The sequence below is a fragment of the Segniliparus rotundus DSM 44985 genome, from assembly GCF_000092825.1.
Classification (GTDB): Bacteria; Actinomycetota; Actinomycetes; order Mycobacteriales; family Mycobacteriaceae; genus Segniliparus; species Segniliparus rotundus.
The window spans coordinates 746988-767045 of the sequence record NC_014168.1 but is presented as its reverse complement, the minus strand read 5'-3'; the positions used below and the strand labels follow the sequence as shown (position 1 = coordinate 767045).

At 67.7% G+C, this 20058-nt stretch carries 19 protein-coding genes; 13 read left to right on the top strand and 6 right to left on the bottom strand.

What is annotated here, in order from left to right; translation table 11 throughout:
• Positions 1–3 precede the first annotated feature (3 nt).
• From SROT_RS03930 to SROT_RS03915, 4 genes are read right to left on the bottom strand one after another with little or no spacing between them, the layout of a single operon-like run.
• Positions 4–1056 carry a PLP-dependent cysteine synthase family protein gene (locus tag SROT_RS03930; protein ID WP_013137712.1) on the bottom strand — a complete coding sequence of 351 codons (1053 nt, stop codon included), beginning with the start codon at positions 1054–1056 and terminating at the stop codon, positions 4–6.
• Positions 1053–2426 (bottom strand): type III PLP-dependent enzyme domain-containing protein, encoded by a 1374-nt coding sequence (locus SROT_RS03925; protein WP_013137711.1) that lies wholly within the window; start codon positions 2424–2426, stop codon positions 1053–1055. Before SROT_RS03925 ends, SROT_RS03930 begins: the two co-directional genes overlap by 4 nt.
• Positions 2417–3361, bottom strand: coding sequence for an ornithine cyclodeaminase (locus SROT_RS03920; protein ID WP_049773394.1), 945 nt, complete (start codon positions 3359–3361; stop codon positions 2417–2419). Before SROT_RS03920 ends, SROT_RS03925 begins: the two co-directional genes overlap by 10 nt.
• Positions 3362–3393: 32 nt before the next feature.
• Positions 3394–4428 carry a TauD/TfdA family dioxygenase gene (locus tag SROT_RS03915; RefSeq protein ID WP_013137709.1) on the bottom strand — a complete coding sequence of 345 codons (1035 nt, stop codon included), beginning with the start codon at positions 4426–4428 and terminating at the stop codon, positions 3394–3396.
• A gap of 487 nt (positions 4429–4915) precedes the next feature.
• On the opposite strand from SROT_RS03915, the gene SROT_RS03910 reads away from it, so the two are divergent.
• The 9 genes from SROT_RS03910 (at position 4916) to SROT_RS03870 (ending at position 14110) form a co-directional block, all read left to right on the top strand.
• Entirely contained in the window at positions 4916–6247 is a 1332-nt protein-coding gene (locus tag SROT_RS03910; RefSeq protein ID WP_013137708.1) for an AbrB family transcriptional regulator, read from the top strand.
• A gap of 91 nt (positions 6248–6338) precedes the next feature.
• Positions 6339–7883 (top strand): ABC transporter substrate-binding protein, encoded by a 1545-nt coding sequence (locus SROT_RS03905; RefSeq protein WP_013137707.1) that lies wholly within the window; start codon positions 6339–6341, stop codon positions 7881–7883.
• Positions 7883–8776: an ABC transporter permease gene (locus SROT_RS03900; RefSeq protein ID WP_013137706.1), complete on the top strand. Its 894-nt coding sequence runs from the start codon at positions 7883–7885 to the stop codon at positions 8774–8776. The genes SROT_RS03905 and SROT_RS03900 overlap by 1 nt, the downstream gene beginning before the upstream one ends.
• An 11-nt stretch (positions 8777–8787) precedes the next feature.
• Positions 8788–10836, top strand: a complete 2049-nt coding sequence (locus SROT_RS15500) for an ATP-binding cassette domain-containing protein (protein WP_013137705.1) — start codon at positions 8788–8790, stop codon at positions 10834–10836.
• 9 nt (positions 10837–10845) lie between these two features.
• Positions 10846–11598 (top strand): DUF6882 domain-containing protein, encoded by a 753-nt coding sequence (locus SROT_RS03890; RefSeq protein WP_148223333.1) that lies wholly within the window; start codon positions 10846–10848, stop codon positions 11596–11598.
• Positions 11599–11815: 217 nt separating this feature from the next.
• Complete coding sequence (locus SROT_RS03885) at positions 11816–13069, top strand: alkane 1-monooxygenase (RefSeq protein ID WP_013137703.1); 1254 nt, start codon at positions 11816–11818, stop codon at positions 13067–13069.
• The gene (locus SROT_RS03880) at positions 13069–13248 is read left to right on the top strand and encodes a rubredoxin (RefSeq protein ID WP_013137702.1); all 180 of its coding nucleotides are present in this window, start codon (positions 13069–13071) and stop codon (positions 13246–13248) included. The genes SROT_RS03885 and SROT_RS03880 overlap by 1 nt, the downstream gene beginning before the upstream one ends.
• Positions 13249–13301: 53 nt before the next feature.
• Positions 13302–13463 (top strand): rubredoxin, encoded by a 162-nt coding sequence (locus tag SROT_RS03875; protein ID WP_041407633.1) that lies wholly within the window; start codon positions 13302–13304, stop codon positions 13461–13463.
• On the top strand, positions 13460–14110 hold the full coding sequence (locus tag SROT_RS03870; protein WP_013137700.1) for a TetR/AcrR family transcriptional regulator: 651 nt from the start codon (positions 13460–13462) through the stop codon (positions 14108–14110). The genes SROT_RS03875 and SROT_RS03870 overlap by 4 nt, the downstream gene beginning before the upstream one ends.
• Before the next feature lie 44 nt (positions 14111–14154).
• Here SROT_RS03870 and SROT_RS03865 read toward each other — a convergent pair whose 3' ends face one another.
• Positions 14155–14388, bottom strand: coding sequence for a DUF3618 domain-containing protein (locus tag SROT_RS03865; protein WP_013137699.1), 234 nt, complete (start codon positions 14386–14388; stop codon positions 14155–14157).
• A gap of 88 nt (positions 14389–14476) precedes the next feature.
• On the opposite strand from SROT_RS03865, the gene bcp reads away from it, so the two are divergent.
• Both bcp and SROT_RS03855 read left to right on the top strand, forming a co-directional pair.
• Entirely contained in the window at positions 14477–14950 is a 474-nt protein-coding gene (gene bcp, locus SROT_RS03860; protein ID WP_013137698.1) for a thioredoxin-dependent thiol peroxidase, read from the top strand.
• 57 nt (positions 14951–15007) lie between these two features.
• Positions 15008–16216, top strand: a complete 1209-nt coding sequence (locus SROT_RS03855) for a helix-turn-helix domain-containing protein (RefSeq protein WP_013137697.1) — start codon at positions 15008–15010, stop codon at positions 16214–16216.
• Here SROT_RS03855 and SROT_RS03850 read toward each other — a convergent pair.
• Positions 16213–16680 (bottom strand): gamma-glutamylcyclotransferase family protein, encoded by a 468-nt coding sequence (locus SROT_RS03850; protein ID WP_041406898.1) that lies wholly within the window; start codon positions 16678–16680, stop codon positions 16213–16215. The two genes, SROT_RS03855 and SROT_RS03850, sit on opposite strands and share 4 nt — an antisense overlap.
• 100 nt (positions 16681–16780) lie before the next feature.
• Between SROT_RS03850 and SROT_RS03845 the strand changes: the two genes are divergently transcribed.
• Positions 16781–18187, top strand: coding sequence for an NAD(P)H-quinone dehydrogenase (locus SROT_RS03845; RefSeq protein ID WP_013137695.1), 1407 nt, complete (start codon positions 16781–16783; stop codon positions 18185–18187).
• A gap of 36 nt (positions 18188–18223) precedes the next feature.
• The gene (locus SROT_RS03840) at positions 18224–19978 is read left to right on the top strand and encodes a glycerol-3-phosphate dehydrogenase/oxidase (RefSeq protein ID WP_013137694.1); all 1755 of its coding nucleotides are present in this window, start codon (positions 18224–18226) and stop codon (positions 19976–19978) included.
• Positions 19979–20058 lie beyond the last annotated feature (80 nt).

Genomic DNA, 20058 nt, shown 5'->3' with positions numbered 1-20058 from the left:
TGGTCACAGTAGCGCGGCCTCGGCGCGCGGGCGCATGGAGCCGAAGGAACGGGCAGAGCGCACACCAAGCCGGTCGAGCATCGCGCCCACTGCCTCTTCGGCATCGGGGTCGAGCAGGCCGCGCACGGCCATCCACTGCTCGTCGAACACCGTGTCCAGGTATTTCTCGCCGCCGTCGCACACAATGGAGACAACTGTGGAACCGTCGGGCAGGTCGGGGAGCTTCTGCAACGCGGCGTGGACGCAGCCGCCGGAGGAGCCGCCGATCAAGAGCCCCGTGCGACGGGCGATCACCCGTGCTGTGGCGAACGCGTCCACGTCCGACACTTTCACGCCCTCGTCCAAAAGCTCGTAGTCCACGGCAGTGCCGATAATCGCGCCCTCGGGGGTGCCGGTGCCGGACTGCCAGTAATCGCCGCCGGGTCCGCCGAACGCGATCGACCCCACTGGCTCGACGCCGATCACCTGTGTCCGCTGGCCGAGCCGCGCGAGTTCGCGGGCAGTGCCGAACAGGGAGCCGCCGGTGCCGACCGCGCAGATCATGTAATCGACCCGCGGAAGGTCCAGGAGCAGCTCCTGCGCGAGCGCGGCGTACGCGGCGGGATTGCTGTCGTTGTTGTGCTGCTCGGTGAAGAACGCCTCAGGGTCCGCCGCGGCCATCGCCTCGGCCAGTTCCTCCCTGGCGGCTGTGTTGAGGCTGTCGTCGCCGTCCTCGGCCACATACACCAGCTCGGTCCCCATCGCCTCCATCGCGCGGATCTTGTCCACGGCGGCGTGATGGTCCACCACCGCGGTGAACCGGAGCCCCAATTCGGCGGCCACCACCGCCAAGCCGAGGCCGGTGTTGCCGGAAGTGGACTCCACGATCCGCCCGCCCTGGGGCAGTCTGCCGTCGGCGAGGGCGTCGAGCACCATCTGGCGGGCCATGCGGATCTTCATCGAGCCAGTCGGGTTGCACTGCTCCAGCTTGAGCAAATACCGGGTGCCGTTCTCCAACCGCACGAACTCCAAAAGCGGCGTGCGTCCGATCAAATCAGAATACTGGGTGACAATCATGGCTTCTCCTCAAAGGACCATCGGGGTTCTGCGCCGGAAAAATCGACCACTGCCTTCGGCGGAATGGGCAGATCGTGGAACGAGGACTCGTTGGAGTCCATCTGGTAGCCAGCGGTGTTCGGGTAGATCAAGAAGTCGCCGCGTTTCGGCGGCCGTGGCAGCGGGACTTTGCGCCAGGTGAGCATGTCCGAGTCCAAACAGCTCGCGCCGCCGACACACGTCGGGGTGATTTGGCGGTGCTGGGTCGTGGGCCACAGCGCCGGATCGGGGAGGAACTCGCTGCCGAACCACTGCTCGGAAAGCGACAAGCTCGTCCCCGCGACAGTGGCGATCCCATAGCCTCCGGCGTGCTCATTGGGCGCGGCTTCGCGCCATTTGAATCCCTGCACCGGGAAGACGCTGATCCCGGCGTCGGCGAGCAAAGCCCGGCCAGGCTCGACGCTCAGGGCGATTCCGGCTGCTGCGAGGCGTTGCTCCAAGGCGGCGCCGTCGGCCTGGTGGGCCAGTATTTTCTCCAGAGCCCGCGCGCCGGGTTCGTCGCAATGGTACGGGTAGAAGCCGTCCGAAAACGTTTTGCGCGCGTGGCATTGTTCGGGTCGGAACTCTGATTGAAACCTCGCCCAATCCTCTGCCTCGACGTAGCGCACGGGGAAGCCGCCGCCGATGGAGATGGTGTCGGCCCGGTGTCCCCGCGCTCGGGCGGCGAGGCATTCCGCGATGAGTTCCCCGGCGAGCTCCGCGCGGGATGCGATGTCGTACCCGGAAAGGTGGAAACTGAAACCTTCCAGCACGATCCGGCCCCTGAACTGCCCGATTCGGACGAGGGCCGCCTGACGCTCTGGAACGGCCATGCCGAAACGGGAATTCGGCTGCCGGGGCGGATGGACCCGAAACAGCACCCGCAGCGCCGCCTCGCCGTCGGCGAGCGCCACGGCGCGTTCCAATTCGTCCAGCGAGTCGATCGCGACGAGCGCGCCCGCGCGGCAGGCGAGGAGCAAAAGCTCGTCGCTCTTGGCCGGGCCCGTGACCACGACTCGCTGTCCGGGCACGCCGCAACGGAGGGCTTCGCGCAACTCTGGGACGCTGGCGGCGTCGACCCCGGCCCCGCGCTCCGCGCAGACCGTGAGCCATGCCGCGGCCTTATTGGCTTTCTTCGCGAAATAGACCGTCCCGCCGGTTCTGGCCGACACGGCCTGGAACGCGCCGAGGTTGGCCGCGAAGGTCTGCGGGTGCAGCAGGTGGAAAGCCCCGCCTGTCGCGTGGGAGATCTCCGGCAGAAGGCTCGGGCTCGCCAGGGCTTGTTGCGCCCACCCCGGCCACGCCGCCGGGAGCGCGGGAGCGAACGGCTGGACTGCGGCGATCAGGACCATAGCTCGACCTCCTTGCCTCGGCCTTGGGCTATGGCCGCGCGGGCGAGGATGGCCCCGACCGCCACATCGGTGATGACCATGCCGCTGTTGTACGCGAAAATCCGTTGCCGAGGATCGGTCCGGCCCGGAGCCCGCCCGGTCAGCAGATCCGGCAGCTCCGCGTCCGGGCGGCGCAGGCCGGTCTCGGGGTGCGCGAAGTCTTGTCCGGTCAGAGCCATTTGCTCGGCGTTTGTGGCGACCAGCCGGTCAGCAGACCACAGCACGTGCGGCTCGACGCCGTAGCCGACGAGGATCGTGAGGGCGCCCTCGCGGATGTGCTCCGGCCGAATTCGCGCGGTTGTCCGGGGCCCGGCGACAGCGAGGACGATATCCGCCTCCCCGGCCTGTTCCTGGTCGCGCACGAGCTCGACAGAGCGGTCCGGGTCGTGCTGGCGCAGCGTGGCTTGGACCGCCTCGATCCCCTCGGGGTGCGTTCCCAACAGCGCCAGCCGCTCCAGCCCCGGCAACGCGGTGAGCAGGAACGGCAGCGCCGCGCGGCCTTGCGCGCCCGTGCCGACCACGAGCGCGGTCTTGGCTTCGGGCGCGGCGAGTTCGCGGGCGAGCAGCGCGGAGACCGCAGGGGTGCGCAGCCCGCCGATCCGCGCGCAGTCCATGAGCGCGATCGGCAGCCCGGTCTGCTCGTCGTACAAGGACAGCGTGGTGTAGTAGCGCTTCTCGCCGGTCCCGTTGTGCGTGTAGGAGGTCTTGAAGCCGACGAAGCCGTCCGTCTGGCCCAGCATGGCGTAACTGATCGAAGGGCCCGCAGTGATGTTGAGTTTGCGGGGATTGCCCGACGGGTCCGCCGCGTGCGCCAGATATGCGCCTTCCACAGCCGCGATGACCTCGCCGGGAGTGATCGCGACATCGGCCAAGTCGCTCCTGCTCAGAGCTCTCACACTGGTAGCCTTCGCGCCGCCGTCCTGCGCGCTCACAAGACGCCTGTCAGCACATGCTCGGGGGCCTTCCTGCCGCTGCGGGCGGGCGGGGCGAAGTCGTCCTTGATCGACTGCCCGTAGCCGTGCTCGAGCGCTTCGTGCTCGGTGCGGCGGCCCCGCGCGAACGAGACGTTGACCCGCTTGAGCCAACGGTCGGTCCCGTCGTAGCGCGGGGTGAACGGAGCCCTGCCGTGCACCACGACATCGTTGTCGATGATCGCCATGTCACCAGGTTCGAGCACCACGGCTTCGCCCACCTCGGCCAACGCCTCGCCCAACCTGCGATAGGCGGCCTGGTGCTCGGCAGGGGCCTCGTGTATCGGCGTGTACGCCGGGTCGTAGCGCATCGCCAAGCCGTCGGCGCGGTCCCACAGGGTCGCCACCGGCAGCGGCGCGAGCGAGCGGTCCCAGTCGTAGGAGTCGTCCGGCAAGATCGGCACGACCCGGTTGCGCAGAATGCGCTGGTCGGACTCGGAGATCCGCGCCCGGCGCACTGAGGCCACCGTCGTCGGCACCTGCTGCGGGTTGCGCACGCAGAGGAGCATGAGCAGATCCGCTCGGTCTGGGTGGAACGCGTCCTCGGTGTGCGGAGCGAGGAGCACTGTGGACGAGGCCCCGGTCTGCTCCTGCTCTTTGCCCGGCTCGGGCAGGATGTTGTTGACGAGCCGACCGTCTTGCTGCCCGGCCCAGGAGAAGGGCCGCCCGGCGACGGCGGCGAGCAGGGCGAGGCTCGCGTCCAACGGCGAGAGCATGCGCTCGTCCACCGCGCGCCATCCGCACGGCGTCGGTCCGGCGATGCCATGGTCGACGATGAGCCCCCGCACCACGGCGACCCCGGAGTCGTTCTTGGGCGGGGCGAGCGCCGCGCCCAGCTCGGACCCCTCCGCGCGCAAATGCGCGCCGAGGTTCTCCAAGACCCGCTGCGCGGTCGGATCTGCCAGGCCGTCATGGACGGCAGCTGTCATCGTGCCCAATTCATCGATAAGCTCAGCGGCCTTGCGGCTCAAAGTTCTGATTTCCGCCGTCATGATAGCTCCTTCGTCATATGTCCGAAACCGAATATACCCCCTGGGGGTATATTCGGTTTTCTTAGATTACCTGAACTCGGCACAATGGTCGCGGCACAGTCTAGGGGCCGAAAGATTCCGCATGGGCTAAGCCGGAAAAGGCCACCGAGAAACGCCGTCGAAACATAAGCCGTACCATTGAAACAATCCTGAAATAACTCGACCAAAGATTAGCTGAGGCTGTCCTAACTTGCAACCCCCACTCTAGCTCTCAACAGTTAGCTTCCTCACTCCGCGCAGACCGTTCTGAAGCCTGGCGAGTTCGCCCGCAGGGTGTTAGGCTCTCCGCAGCTAGACCTCAACAACTACTGCGTCACCACCTCGCGTTGAACAAAATCCCCCGCCGGCCAGCCCCGAACGGCTATCCCTGCACTCCTTCTCGAACGGGTAGAACGCGAGCAGGTCCGAGGACCGAGGTGCGCACTTCGGCCACGAACGGAGCGACGTGATGAACCAGCTGCTTCCCCGCAGCAATCACCCGTCCGAGCCAACGCCAACAGCCGAAAGCCGGCCTGGCGCGAAAAAAGACTCCAGACAAGACGCAAGGGAAGACACAGCACTGCCCCGCCCGCCCGAACGGAGCCCGGCGGACACAGCGCCCGGACTCCGCCGCTCTCGCTCCTCGGCAAAACAACACGCGCTCAGCGCGTCGAAATGGGCGGCCGCGATCCTCGGCGTGTACGCCCTCGCCGAACTAGGGTCTTTCGCCGGACTGCCCGCGACACAAATACTCTTCGCCGCCGTGCTGGGCGCCGTCGTGGCGCTGTCCGGGCGGAACTGGCTCGTCATGCCCAAAAAGACCCAGGTGGCCACCCAGGCGCTCATCGGCGTGGTCATGGGCGGCTACATGCAGCTCGGCCAGCTCAAAACCATCGGCCCGCTCATCGGGCCGATCGTCGTCATCACTGCCATCACGCTCGTGTTGTCCATCGTCACGGGCTGGGCGTTCTTCCGCCTCGTGCCAGGGGTGAGCCTCGGCACAGCGGTCCTCGGGACTTTGGCGGGCGGCTCGGCCGCCGTGATCTCTGCGGCGGAGGACCTGGGCGCGGACTGCCGCGTCGTCGCGTTCATGCAGTATTTCCGCGTGATCCTGATCGTCGCGACCACGCCGTTCCTCGTGGCCTGGGTCTTCGGGGCGGTCCCCAAGAGCGACTCGCGCAGAACGGATCTGAACGCGAATTTCTTCGAGCACTACCGCTGCCCGCACAACGACCAATATTTCTGCATCGTGACCGGGCGCGGGGACTGGCTCGCAGGCATGTGCATCGCCATCGTCCTCTGCATCGTCGGCGTCAAGCTGGGACAACTCATCAAGCTCCCCTCGCCCGCGACCCTCGGGCCGATGATCCTCACCGCCATCGTCACCTCGACCGGGATCAGCCACGGGTACGCGCCCGACGGCATCCTCAAAGAGCTGCTCTTCATCCTGATCGGCCTCGACGTCGGCCTGAAATTCACCAGGAAGTCGCTGCGCCAGGTGTGGCGGCTGTTCCCAGCCATTCTCGTCGCGACGATCACCCTGGCGGTGGTGACGGCGTTGATCCCGGCGCTGATGGCGAACGCCCTGCATGTGCCGCAGACCGATATGTACCTCGCGACCACGCCGGGCGGCATCAACGCCGTCATCGCCACCGCGTCGACAGTGGAGTCGAACATGCCGCTGGTCGCGAGCACCCAAAGCCTTCGTCTCATCATGCTCGTCGTCGTCCTGCCCTTGCTCGCGAGACACCTCGCCAAAGGCTGGCCGCCGCCAGAGCCCACCGCCGCCGCCAAGGCCTGATCCACCACTGCTCCGCGGGGCGAAACCGCTCAGCTAGGCTGTGAACCGCTTGTTCCGCCCCGCTAATCCAGTTGAGGAGTGACCACTGACGATGCGCGTCAGCCGACGAACGGCAATGCGCCTTGGGCTTATGGGCGGATTCGCCCTGGCAGCCGCCCCCGGCTGCTCCCACCGGCAGCCCCGCTCCGACACCCTGCGCGTCGGAGCGCTCGGCCCGGCTTCGGCCGCCACCGCCAACCCGTACAGCACATTCACGGGCGACTTCGACATGCTGCTCATGTCGCTGGTGTTCGACCCGCTGACCGTGCCGGGCGCGGGGGCGCAAGTCGTGCCCCGCATGGCCGTCTCCTGGCACAGCGACGACAGCCTCCGGCAGTGGACTTTCCAGCTCGCCCAGAACGCGACGTTCCATGACGGGTCCGCGGTCACCGCCGAGGACGTGGCGGAGTCGTTGCGGACCCTGCGCCGCACGCCCGGCCAGGAGTGGAAAATCCCCGTGCCCGAGGCGGGCATCCGCGCCACCGGCCCGCATGAGGTCACGCTGACCACGGAGCAGCCGAACAGCCAGTTGCCGATGCTCCTGCGCCTGATGACCTTCACGACCAAGAACGGGACGAACCGCTCGCTCGACGGCTCCCCCGGTTCCGGGCCGTTCAAAATCGAGTCGGCGAGCTCGCGGACATTCGACCGTGTCCGCCTTGTGCGCCATAACGGCTGGGGCCCCAGCCCGGCAAAAGTCGCCGCTGTCGAGCTCACCCGGTTCGCAGGCGTCCAAGCCTTGACCGACGCCGTGGTCTCCGGACAGATCGATCTCGCGATGAACGTCGGGCCGCTCGCCGCCAGGGCGGTCACGGGCAGAGCAGACCTGCAAGTGATCCGCAGACCGGGCGACCTCGTCGTGCCGCTCGCGATCCGCTGCTGCGACGGCCCGTTCGCCGATCCGAGGGCGCGGGAGGCGATCCGCCTCGCCGTGGACCGCGAAGCCCTGGTGAAAAACGTGCTCTCCGGATATGGGAGCGTCGCGAACGATGTGCTCGGCACAGCGGACCCGGCGTACGACCGGTCGCTGCCGCAGCGCGTCCGAGACCTGGACCGCGCCCGCGCGCTGTTCGCCCAAGCGGGGACCGATCTGGGGCGCACCTACCAGCTGTTCACAAAAGACGAGGCGTTCGGCGAGGTCAACACGGCCAAGATCATCGCGGGACAGCTGGCGGAAGCGGGCCTGAAGGTGGAGGTCGTGCAGCAGGAGGCCGAGGTGTTCGCGGCAGAATCCTGGCATAAGGCGGCGCTCACCACGGTGAGCTGGGGAACGAACGACTCCGTCCTGTTCTTCGCGGACAAAGTGCTCAACTCCAAGAGCCATATCAACGAGACCGGGTTCCAAGACCCTGCGTTCGACACGGCGCTCGCCACAGCGATGTCTGCGGCTTCGGCCGAGGAACGCGCCCGGGCGCTGACCGAGCTGCAACGCGTCCAATACGACCGCGGCGGCTACGTGGTGTGGGGAACAGCCGACGGGGTGGACATCGCCTCATCCCGCGTCCACGACGCGCCGAAACTCGGCGGCTGGGGGAAAGCGCAGCTGGAGCGGGTGCGCTTGGGCTCGGACACGACCGCCGGTTCAGCCCCACAGTGATGCCCTCCCCCCTCGTTGCCCGTATCGTCGCACGCAGAGGCGCATTGCTGGTGGCGGCGCTCGCGCTGGTCTCGCTCACGCAACGCCTGCTGCCTGGCGACGGAGCCCGCTCCGCGCTCGGGCCGCACGCCACCGAGGCGCAGCGCGCGGCGCTGCGCCACGACCTGTGGCTGGACCGGGCTTGGCCGGTCCAGTTCGGGCATTGGGCCAAGGGCGCGGTCGCCGGGGATTTCGGGACGACGTTGCACGGAGCCCCTGTCTCGGAGGTCGTCGGGTCGGCGTTGCCGAACACACTGCTGCTCGCCGGATGCGCGTTTGTGATCGTGAGCCTGCTTGCCCCGGTTTTCGGCGGCCTCTGGGCGTTGTCCGGGGCATCGCGCTTCAGCGCCATCAGCACCGTCCTGATCGCCACCCCGGAGTTCGTCGTCGCGGTGGCGCTCGTGCTCGTCTTCGCGATGTGGCTGGACTGGCTGCCCGCGGCCTCGGTCGGCGAGACGGACGCGACCGCTCTGATCCTGCCCGTCGTCGCGCTCGCCCTGCCGCAGCTGGCGTGGAACACAGCAGTCGCGCACGCCGCCGTCGCGGACCAGTTGCGCGCCCCGCACGTCGCCGCCGCCATCCGAGACGGCCTGACAGGTCGGCGAGTGTTCACGCGCCATGTGCTGCCCTCCGCCCTGCCTGCCATCACCGGGTCGCTGGGGACCACGGCAGGCCTCCTGTTCTCCGGGGCGCTGGTTGTGGAGAGCGTCTTCAACATCCCCGGCCTCGGTCAGGTCATCACCGGCGCGGTGACCGGACGCGACCACGACCTGGTTCTCGGGGCTCTGGCTCCCGCGGTGGCGCTTCTTTCGCTCGTGCTCTGCGTCGCCGATTTTTCCCGAAACCGGGCATGAGGAGACTGGGCATGAGCAGACTGACCCGGGGAAGACTGGGCAGGGCCGGCGCCGTGACCCCGGCGGTCCTGGTGGCGCTCGCCACGCTGTGCGGGCCGCTCTTCGCCCCGCGCAACGCTGAAGAGGCAGTGACCGGACCATTCGACCCACCAGGACCCGGAGCCCCCCTCGGCGGCGACGAACTGGGCCGCGACGTTCTTTCGCGCCTGCTCGACGGCGGTTTCGGCCTCACCGCGACCAGCATGGCCATCGCGGTCCTGGTCACCCTGCTCGCAGCTGTGCTCGGGACGCTTTCGGCCTTGGAAGGGCCGCTCGCCCGCGCGATCCACGTCTGCACCGACCTGCTGGTGCTGTTGCCCGCGCTGCTGGTGGCGATGCTCGTGTTGCTGCGTTTGGGCGGGGGGTCGGGCGCGGCGGCGGCGAGCGCGCTCCTGCTCGTCGCGGTCCTCGCCGGGACCCCGTATTCGGCGAGGGTGTTCGGCGGGGCGGCGGCAGTCGTGGCCAAGAGCGGCTTTGTCGAAGTCGCGTTGGCGAACGGCTTCGGGCATTGGCGGGTCGCCGCCGAAGAGATCCTGCCGAATCTGCGGGCAACATTCGTCACGCAACTGGCGCTGCGATTCGTGGAAGCGACAGCGCTGGTCTCCACAGTCGCGTTCCTCCGCCTTCCTGCGCCGCTCGGCCCGTCGAACTGGGCGGTGATGGTGCGCGATTCGGTCGGCCCTGGCTTATGGCTCAATCCGCTGGCCGCCGCCGCGCCCGCGTTCGCGATCGTCGCCCTTTCCCTCGCCGTGCGCCACGCGATCATGGCGTACGCCCCCGCGCCGGACGGCCCGGAAAGCATTCCCGAGCCGCACGGGGTGGTCGAGCCTGTCGAGGGCAAGCTGACAGCGGTGCTCGGCGCTTCCGGGTCCGGCAAGACGACCGCCATGCTGCGCTTGGTGAGCCCGCCCGGACTCGACGGGGAGGCGTTGCGGCGTTTCCGCCGCACTCAGATCAGCTTCGCCGGACAGGACCCTGGCTCCGAACTCACCCCCACCATGCGGGTTTCGGCGCTGCTCAGCGAGACCGCAGCCCGTCCAGAACGAATCCCCGAACTGATCGCGCGGCTCGGCCTGACCCAGAGCCACCTGCGCAAAAAGGCGCGCGAGCTCTCTGGCGGCGAACAGCGCCGCGTCGCGCTCGCCCGCGCAGTGCTGCGCGAGAACCCGGTGCTCGTGGTGGACGAGCCGTTCGCCGGACTCGACAGCGCGCGGCGGGACGCTGTCGCGGCGCTGCTGCGCGAGATCGCCGACGAAGGCAAAGCCGTCGTGGCGAGCGGGCACGACGAAACGACGTTGCGAGCGCTTGCGGACGAGGTGACGATCATCGGGGAAAACGTCGAATTCGCCCCGCCGCCGAGACGCAAGGAGCTGTCCGGGGCGCGCGCCCGCGCGCCGCACAAGGTTGTGTTCGAGGCGCGGGATGTGCGGATCTGCAGCCAGGACGGCGCGACACTGCTCGCGGACGGCGCTTTCACGCTGTGCGCGGGAACCTTGACCGGACTGGTCGGCGACTCGGGGACCGGCAAAACCACTCTTGCCAGGGCGATGGTCGGCCTCGACGCGCCGCAATCGGGCGATTGGACGGCGCTGGCGCCGCGCTCGATCCAGCTCGTGCCGCAAAATCCCGCCGGAACGCTCAATCCTCGGCGCACCGTGCGCCAAACCCTCCTCGGGGCAGCCCCCCGGCAGGAACGGCACAGCGTCGAGGTGGCCGGGCTGCTCGGCCAGGTGGGGCTTCCCGCCGAGCTGGCAGACCGTATGCCGGGGCAGCTCTCCGGCGGCCAACGCCAACGCGTCGCCGTCGCCCGCGCGCTCGCCTATCGTCCGACAGTGCTGGTCTGCGACGAAGTCACTTCGGCGCTCGACGCGCGAACAGCGGAGAGCATCATGCTCCTCATCGGCGAAATCGCCCATGAGGAAGGCCTCGCGGCCCTGGTCATCAGCCACGACCTCATGCTCGTCCAACGGCACTGCCCGCGCGTGCTGACGTTGCAGAACGGCAGACTCAGCGCGGAGTAAAGTGATGGCGTGGATGGCGAGCGAGACATGTCAGGCGAGCCGCCCGCCGATTTCCTTCCGACGTTCCCCCTCAGCCGAGAGTTGTTCGACGACACCGTGCTGTGGTCCTGGGAGCAGCAGATGCGGTTGGAGGACGTCCTCGGCGGGGACAGCCCCTACGGGAGCGGGCCGTGGTGGGTGGACCCGCAAGCCGGGACCATCACCTTCAACCACGGCAGGCAGCCTTCCCTCACCGCGACGGCGCACTTCCTCGGCTCCGCCTCGCCCGACTTGGGCGTGTGGCTATGGGGGTGGGCGAACTCGGCCGGTTTCCCGGACTCGGTGGTCGACGCCGCCGCGCGGCTGCGCGTCTACGCCCAGTCCTACCAGCACGACAATCTCGACACACCGACGATAGCGCTCACAGGCGAGGCGAAAGAACTTGTCTGGCGGATTGGCTCCTATGCCGCGTCTGTGCTCGACCTGCCTTTTTACCTCTTCGACGCGGGCGGCGGGGTGATCGGAGCCCTCCTCGTGGAGCACCCGATGCTCGCCTTGCGCGAGCCAACGCCCTTCCGGATCGTCCAGGCGGTGCATCGGGCGGTCGACTCCGGGCTGGTGTCCGACTGGCCCCGAGCGCTCGCCTCCTATGCGAAACGGCGGGGCCTTGTGATCGAAGACGACCCTGGCGGATGCGTGCTGAGGACGCCGAAGGGCGGCGCGGCCGCAGTGGAGCTGGATTCCCGAGGCAACGTGGGCTTGGTCGACACGCGGTTGGGCTAGCGCCGCCCGCGCGCAATGCCGTCATTTCCCCCGCGAGCGCCTGCCCCGCGCGCCGGCTCTCTTCTCGCGAGATCAGCACCGCGTTTGGACAAATACGAGGCACTTGTCTATTCCATAGACAAGTGCTACTGTGACGTACACGGTAGAAGTGCTGCACATCACTCATACGCGGCACATTGGCAATGATCGGTGAAACAAGCAACGAAAAGGAGTGCTGATGACAGCCCACGTATCAGCCGGCTCGCCCCCCGTCGCGCAGTGGCGGGACCCAAAGCGTTACTGGTGGTTGATCGGCCTCGTCCCGCCCACCGCGCTCTTCCTGATCGTCCCTGTCGTCATGGGGATGAACTCCGCGGGCCTCACAAGCGCGTCCAAAGCGCTCTTCTGGATCGGCCCCGTCTTGGTCTACGTCGTCCTGCCGCTGCTGGACCTGCGTTTTGGCCCCGACGGCGCAAACCCGCCGGACGAAGTGATGGACCAGCTTGAGAACGACAAATACTACCGCTGGATCGTCTGGGCCTTCACCCCCTTCCAATACGCGACCCTCTTCTTCGTCGCCTACCTCGCCACCGCCGACGATCTGCACTGGCTCGGCTATGACCACCCGTTCACCTGGCTCGACAAGATCGGCGCGACCATCTCCATCGGCGTGCTGGGCGGCATCGGCATCAACACCGCCCACGAACTCGGGCACAAGAAAGAGCGCCTTGAGCGCTGGCTCGCGAAAATCACGCTCGCGCAGACCTTCTACGGCCACTTCTACCTGGAGCACAACCGAGGCCACCACGTCCGCGTCGCCACCCCCGAGGACCCGGCGAGCGCCCGCATGGGCGAGAGCTTCTGGGCCTTTTGGCCGCGAAGCGTCTTCGGCGGTCTGCGCTCCGCGTGGCGCCTGGAGGCAGAGCGGTTCCGCAAACTCGGCAAGAGCCCGTTCAGCGTGAAGAACGACGTCATCAACGCGTGGCTGATGTCTGTCGCGCTCTACGCCGTGATCCTTGTCGTCTTCGGCTGGCAGCTGCTGCCGCTGCTGATCCTCCAAGCGGTCTTCGGATTCTCGCTGCTGGAGTCGGTGAACTACCTGGAGCATTACGGCCTGTTGCGGCAGAAGGCGCCGAGCGGGCGCTACGAACGCGCCGCCCCCCGGCACAGCTGGAACTCCGACCACATCGTCACCAATGTCTTCCTCTACCACCTGCAACGGCACTCGGACCACCACGCGTACCCGACGCGGCGCTACCAGACGCTGCGCAGCTGGGACGGGGCGCCGAACCTGCCGAGCGGATACGCCAGCATGATCACCCTCGCCTACTTCCCGCCGCTATGGCGGCGGGTGATGGACCACCGCGTCGTGGAGCACTACAACGGCGACCTCACGCTCGCGAACCTCCAGCCCGGCAAGCGCGAAAAACTCCTCGCGCGGTACCCTTCCCCCTCCGCGGGCGAGGACCCCGAGATCGGGAGCGCCGCATAATGTCCGCTTATCGCTGCCCAGTCTGCGAATATGTCTATGACGAGTCCGTCGGCGCTCCGCGCGAAGGGTTCCCACCGGGCACAGCATGGTCCGAGGTGCCCGACGTGTGGCCCTGCCCGGACTGCGGCGTGCGCGAGAAGATCGACTTCGAAGCCCTCAGCTCCTCCGCGGGACGCTGAACGGCAGGAAAGGAACAACCACTGTGAGCGACAACGCTGACTACAAACTGTACATGTGCCTGCAGTGCGGGTTCGAGTACGACGAAGCGCTCGGCTGGCCGGAGGACGGCATCGCGCCGGGCACCCGGTGGGACGACATCCCAGACGATTGGACCTGCCCGGACTGCGGCGCGACGAAAGCCGACTTCGAGATGGTGGAGAAAGTCCGTTCGTGACCCGGCCGTCGAACATCAGCAAGGCCAAAACCCGCTCGCCCTACGCCGAAGCGGCCCGCATGTTGTTGCGCGAATCCGTCCTCGACGCGCTCCAACAACTCCTTGCGCATCAGGACTGGTCCGAAGTCACCATGACCGAAGTCGCCAAGGCGGCCGGGGTGAGCAGGCAGACCCTCTACAACGAATTCCAATCCCGCACCGGGCTCGTCGAGGCGTACGCGCTGCGTCTGGCCGACCGGCTCGCCGACGCCGTGGACGACGCAGTGAAAAGGAACGTCGGCGACATCCACCAAAGCCTCGTGCAGGGGTTTCAGGGGTTCTTCTCGCAGATCGCGGGCGACCCCCTGGTGCTGTCGTTCCTTTCCGGGGAAGCGAAACCAGATCTCATGCGCCTGTTGACCACAGACAGCGGGCCGATTATCGAGCGGGCATCGGCGCGGCTGACGGACCTGTTCTGCGTCAGCTGGATCGCGCCCCACCCGAACGACGCGGGGATTTTCGCCCGAGCGCTGGTGCGCCTGTCTCTGAGCTACGTCTCCACGCCCCCCGAGGTCGGCCATGACGTGCCCGAGGAGCTGGCCCTTCTGATGCAACCGTTCATTCAGAACGCCCAAGAGCGGGCGAAGCGCAGCAGGGAGTCCCCCTGAGCGCCGCGGCGCATCCCCGATCGCGGCCAGATGGCCGGACGTGGTCAGTCCTTTTTGCCGCCGACAAGTTTGCGCAGCGCGAGAAAAGCGAACAACCCGCCGAAGCCCAACAGAGCGTATTTCACGGCGGGTTCGTTGAGTTTGACGACCAACCAGTTCTTGGCTTCGCCGGTGACCTTCTTCGGGTCCAGGCGCACCGCCAACTGGTCGACGACACGCGCCAGCTCCTCACGGGCCCGCTCGACCTCGCGCTCGATGCGTTCTGGATCGTTCGACAACCTCTGGCCTCCAAACTCTCTCGCGCCGCCGTGCTCATCGGTGCGACGCCCCGATGAGCTTACCCGAACAAGCGGCTAGGCTTGCAGCATGACCGAATCCGCACACCTCTGCGTCGGAGACCCCGCCCCGGCGTTCACTCTCGAATCAGACTCCGGCACGCCTGTCTCCCTGTCCGATTACGCCGGAAAGCAGGTGCTCGTCTACTTCTATCCGGCGGCTTCGACCCCCGGCTGCACGAAGCAGGCGTGCGACTTCCGCGACAATCTCGCCGCGCTGCAGGACGCCGGAATCGCTGTCGTCGGAGTCTCTCCCGACCCGGTCGCAAAGCTCGCGAAGTTCCGAGACAAAGAGAATCTGACGTTCCCCTTGCTCGCTGACCCGACGAAGGAGACGCTCACCGCGTACGGCGCGTTCGGCGAGAAGAAAATGTACGGCAAAACGGTCCAGGGAGTCATCAGGTCCACCTTCTTGGTGGATGAGAAAGGCGTCATCAAACTGGCCCAATACAACGTCAAAGCCACTGGGCACGTCGCGAAGCTGCTCCGCGACCTCGGGATCTGACAGGAGCCGCGCGAACCCGAACTCATGTACTATTGGCCTCAGTCCGAAAGGAGGGCCATGGCGCAGACGGGCTCTTGGCGCGAATTCTCCGAACGCGAGCTCGCCGGCTTTCGCGTGTTCGCCGCGGAAAGCCTCCGAAAAACCAAGACCGACTTCGCCCAAGCCCAGCATGAACGCAAACTGACGAACGCCCGCGCGGAACATTTCCGGTTTTCCGCCATTGCGGCAAAGCTCTTCGAACAACTCGCCGACCCGCTCCTGAGCGTCGAGGCCCGCCAGCGGCTCTGGGTCGAACTCGGCGAGCCGGACCCGGCGCGCCCGCAGATCGGGCGGGCCGCTTTGCGCGCCGCGGCCCGTTTCGACACGGCACGGCGCAGGCGGGCTCCCCGGCGCGCACACGAAGCCCCGGCCCGCGCGCAAGACGCCCGGCGCGTTGCCGTCCAACTGCGCCTGGTGGACAGAATCCCCGCAAAAGAGCTCGCCGAGCGGTTCTCGGTCACCCCGCAAACCATCCACCTCTGGGTGCGCAACCACCTCAAACAACAGGGCGCGTACGAGCCCAGGCGACGCCCCGGAGCCCCGGAGCCGGTGAAAGCCGAAGCGGCGCGGCTGGCCATCGCCGGCTCGCACAGCGTCGCCCAGCTCGCCGAGAAATACGGCTACCATCCGTCGACCGTGGCGCGCTGGGTTCGCGAACACCGCTCGCGCGCGGGCATTGCCAGACCGGCGCGGCCGAAAGTCCCCGACAAGGTGCGGTTGAAAACACTGGGCCTCATCTTCGAGCAGGGGCTCCCGCCGACGATCGCCGCCCGGCAATGCGGCGTTTCCTCGAACACCGCGCACCTGTGGGCGGCGCGGCACGCGGCAGAGCACGACGTGCCGATTCCGAAATACGACCGCAGCCCGCGCCAGCGCTACCCGCCGGAACTCAAGGCAGAAGCCGTCCGGCTCGTCTTCTGCGCCGCGAGAACCGTCCCCCAAGCGGCGCTCGCGCTCGCGGTGCCCGTCGCCACCGTCCGGAACTGGGCCGAAGAGCACCAACGCGAGACGGGGGCGGCGATGCCGGGGCTCGCCGCGATCACCAAGGAAATCCGCGAGCGCGCGGCACGGGCGCACCACGAGCATGGCGTGCCGATCGAAGAAATCGCCGAACAGCTCCATGTGCTGCCACGCACTGTCAAAACGTGGGCGTACGCCTACGCCCCGGCCAAAGAGGTCCCGCTGGCGCCGCGCCCAGCGCCGCGACGCCAGCGCAAAAGCAGCTAGTCCTTGTCGCCGAGACCGCGGCAGGGCCTCGTGCGAAGCCAGGTCACATATTCTTGCGGGGCTCCGGCGACCTCAGCCGCCTCCGACATCACCCCGAGATAGCGGGCCGAGGGCAAACCGCCCTCAAAGGCGTCGAGCACGTACAGCCACGCGAGCACCGGCCCCTCCGAGGTGTCCACCCGGACCTTGAGTTTGCGCCGCAGCCGCAAATCAGAGCCCTCCCACCGGTCCAACGCCTCCTCGTCCTCACGGGTGAGGTCGTAGAGCACGACGAACACTTTCGAGTCCGGGTTGTCCTTCTCCTCGACCACGGTCGCCAGCGCGCCCTCCCAGCCGATGTCGGCCCCGCCGAACGTCAAACGCCATCCGTGCAGCCACCCAGTGGTGGCAACTGGGGAATGCGGCGCGCGTTGCGCCATTTGGGCAGGATCCATATTCGATCCGTACGCGGCATACATGGGCACTCGACAAGACTAACGTGCCCTTCCCCTGCTGCGCCCGGCGGCAGGAGGGACTACCGTTGTCGGCAGCACGAAACCACATCAACGAACGAGGGAGCCGCACTTGACCGACGTCGTCATCATCGGCGGGGGGCCCGCCGGGTACGAGGCGGCGCTCGTCGCCAGGGACCAAGGCGCGGACGTCGTCATCCTCGACGAAGCGGGGATGGGGGGCAGCTGCGTGCTGTACGACTGCGTGCCGTCGAAAACATTCATCGCCTCCACCGGGGTGCGCACAGAGCTGCGCCGGGCCGAGAACCTCGGCTTTAACATCGACAACGTCGAGCACCTGCTGCGCCCGAGCACCCTGCAGCAGATCAACTGCCGGGTCAAGGAGCTCGCGGACGCCCAATCGGCCGACATCCACGACAAACTCGCCGAACAGGGCATCCGCGTGCTCATCGGCAGGGGCGAAATAGCCGACAAGCAGCCTGGGCTCGCGGCGCACGAAGTGCTCGCCACGGTGAACGGGCGAACAGAGCGGCTCCGCGCCGACGTGGTGCTCATCGCCACCGGATCCAGCCCTCGGACGTTGCCGAACGCGCAGCCCGACGGCGAGCGGATCCTCACTTGGCGGCAGATCTACGACCTGCAAACGCCTCCGGAGCATCTGGTCGTCATCGGCTCCGGGGTGACCGGAGCCGAATTCGTCCACGCGTACACCGAGCTCGGCGTTGCGGTGACCGCCGTGTCCAGCCGCGACCGGGTGCTCCCGCACGAAGACCAAGACGCCGCCCGCGTCCTCGAAGAGGTGCTCGCCCATCGGGGAGTCACCATCGTCAAAAACGCGGCCGCCGAATCGGTCCGGCGCACAAAGACCGGCGTGCGCGTCGCACTCGCGGACGGGCGCGCGGTCGAAGGCAGCCACGCCCTCCTGACCGTGGGCAGCGTGCCCAACACCACAGGCTTGGGCCTTGAGAAAGCCGGCATCGAACTCACCGAGCGCGGCCACATCAAAGTGGACCGGGTGTCGCGCACAAGCGCGCTCGGGATCTACGCGGCCGGAGACTGCACGGGCTTGCTCCCCCTCGCCTCGGTGGCGGGTATGCAAGGGCGGATCGCGATGTACCACGCGCTCGGCGAAGCGCTGTCGCCGATCAAGCTCCGCACCGTCACCTCAGCGATCTTCACCAGGCCAGAAATCGCCCAGGTGGGGGTCACGCAAAAAGACGTCGACTCTGGAAAAGTCCAAGCCCGCACCGTCTCCCTGCCTCTCGCCACGAATGCCCGGGCCAAGATGGGCGCTATCCGGCGGGGCTTCGTGAAACTTTTCTGCTCCTCGGGGTCCGGGCGCGTCCTCGGCGGGGTGATCGTCGCCCCGAGCGCCTCCGAGCTCATTCAGCCCATCGCCCTTGCGGTGAGGAATAAACTGACAGTGGAGGACGTGACTCGCACCTTCAGCGTCTACCCGTCGCTGATGGGCTCGATCAACGAGGCGGCACGCATCCTGTCCAGCGACGACGACGAGTAGCCACACCTTCTGGCCGCATATTTTGGAACGAGAACGATGAAAAATCCCCCCGCGAAAAACCTCATGGCCCATCAGCTCGGCCCCGAGCAACGAGCAGCGGCCTGGGAGCAACTGGGCAACCAGCACTTCGACGTGGTGGTGGTCGGCGGCGGCGTCGTCGGAGCGGGCGCGGCCCTGGACGCGGCGACACGCGGGCTCTCCGTCGCCCTCATCGAGGCGAGGGACTGGGCTTCCGGCACCTCCAGCCGGTCCTCGAAAATGTTCCACGGCGGCCTGCGCTATCTCGAACAGCTGGAATTCGGGCTGGTGCGCGAGGCGTTGCACGAGCGCGAGCTGATGATGACCAAGATCGCTCCGCACCTGGTGAAGCCGCAAGCGTTCATCGCCCCGCTCTCGCACCGAGTGTGGGAGCGGCCCTACATGGCCGCCGGGTTCTTCCTCTACGACACGATGGGCGGCGCGAAGTCCGTCCCCCGGCAACGGCACTACACCAGGGCGGGGACGCTGCGCATGGCTCCGAGCTTGCGCTCTGACGCCTTGGTCGGAGCGGTCCGCTACTACGACACCGTCACCGACGACGCCCGGCACACCCTCACCGTCGCGCGCACAGCGGCGCATTTCGGCGCGGTGGCGCGCACATCGACGCAAGCGGTCGGCTTCGTCCAGGACGGCGGCCGCGTGCGCGGCGTCCAGGTCCGCGACAGCGAGTCCGGCGAGACGGCCGAAGTCCGGGGGCATGTCGTGGTGAACTGCTCGGGCGTGTGGACCACGGAGCTGCAGAAAGCGGCGGGCATCCGGGGCCGGTTCCAGGTGCGCGCCAGCAAAGGCGTGCACATCGTGGTTCCCCGCGACAAAATCATCAGCGACGTCGCGCTCATTCTGCGCACCCCGACGAGCGTGCTCTACGCCATCCCGTGGCGGGAGCGCTGGCTCATCGGGACCACGGACACGGATTGGAAGCTCGACCTCGCCCATCCCGCGGCCACCCGAGCCGACATCGAGTACATCCTCAGCCAAATCAACCGGGTGCTGAAAGTCCCCCTCACCGCGCAGGACATCGACGGGGTGTACGCCGGGCTGCGCCCGCTCCTGGCAGGCGAGGACGAAGCGACGTCGAAGCTGTCCAGGGAGCACGCCGTGGCGACCGACGCGCCGGGCCTCGTCTGCATCGCGGGCGGCAAGTACACCACCTACCGGGTGATGGCCAAGGACGCCATTGACGCCGCCGTGCCCTTCCTGCCCGCCGGAGCGCCCGAATCGGTCACCGAGAACGTGCCGTTGCTCGGCGCGGACGGCTATCCGGCCTTGAAGAACAAAGCCCACAGCATCGGGCAGGACTGGGATCTTCCGCACGACCGCGTGATGGGCCTGTTGGACCGCTACGGGTCGATGCTGCCGGAAGTGCTCGCGCTCGCCGACGAGGACCCGAGCCTCTTGCGCCCGGTCCGCGACGCCTCGGACTACCTGCGGGCGGAGATCAAGTACGCCTGCGTCGCAGAAGGAGCCTTGCACTTGGAAGACCTCCTTGCCCGCCGCACCCGGATCAGCATCGAATACGCCCACCGGGGCGTCGCCTGCGCCAGGGAGGCCGCCGAGATCGCGGCCGGGGTCTTGGGCTGGGACGAGCAGCGCGCAAAAGCGGAGATCGAGCTGTACACGGCGCGGGTGGAGGCGGAGCTGCGCTCGCAATCCCTCACCGACGACGCCGCGGCGGACGCGTTGCGCGCGGGCGCGCCGGAATCCAGGGGCGAAATCCTCGAACCCGTGCCAGCCGCAGGGCTGCCCAGTTGAGCGGGAGCGGCGGCGGCGATCTCGAAGACGTGCGGCACGGCGGCAGCTGACCGGCGATCCCGTGGCGCGCTTCGGTATCG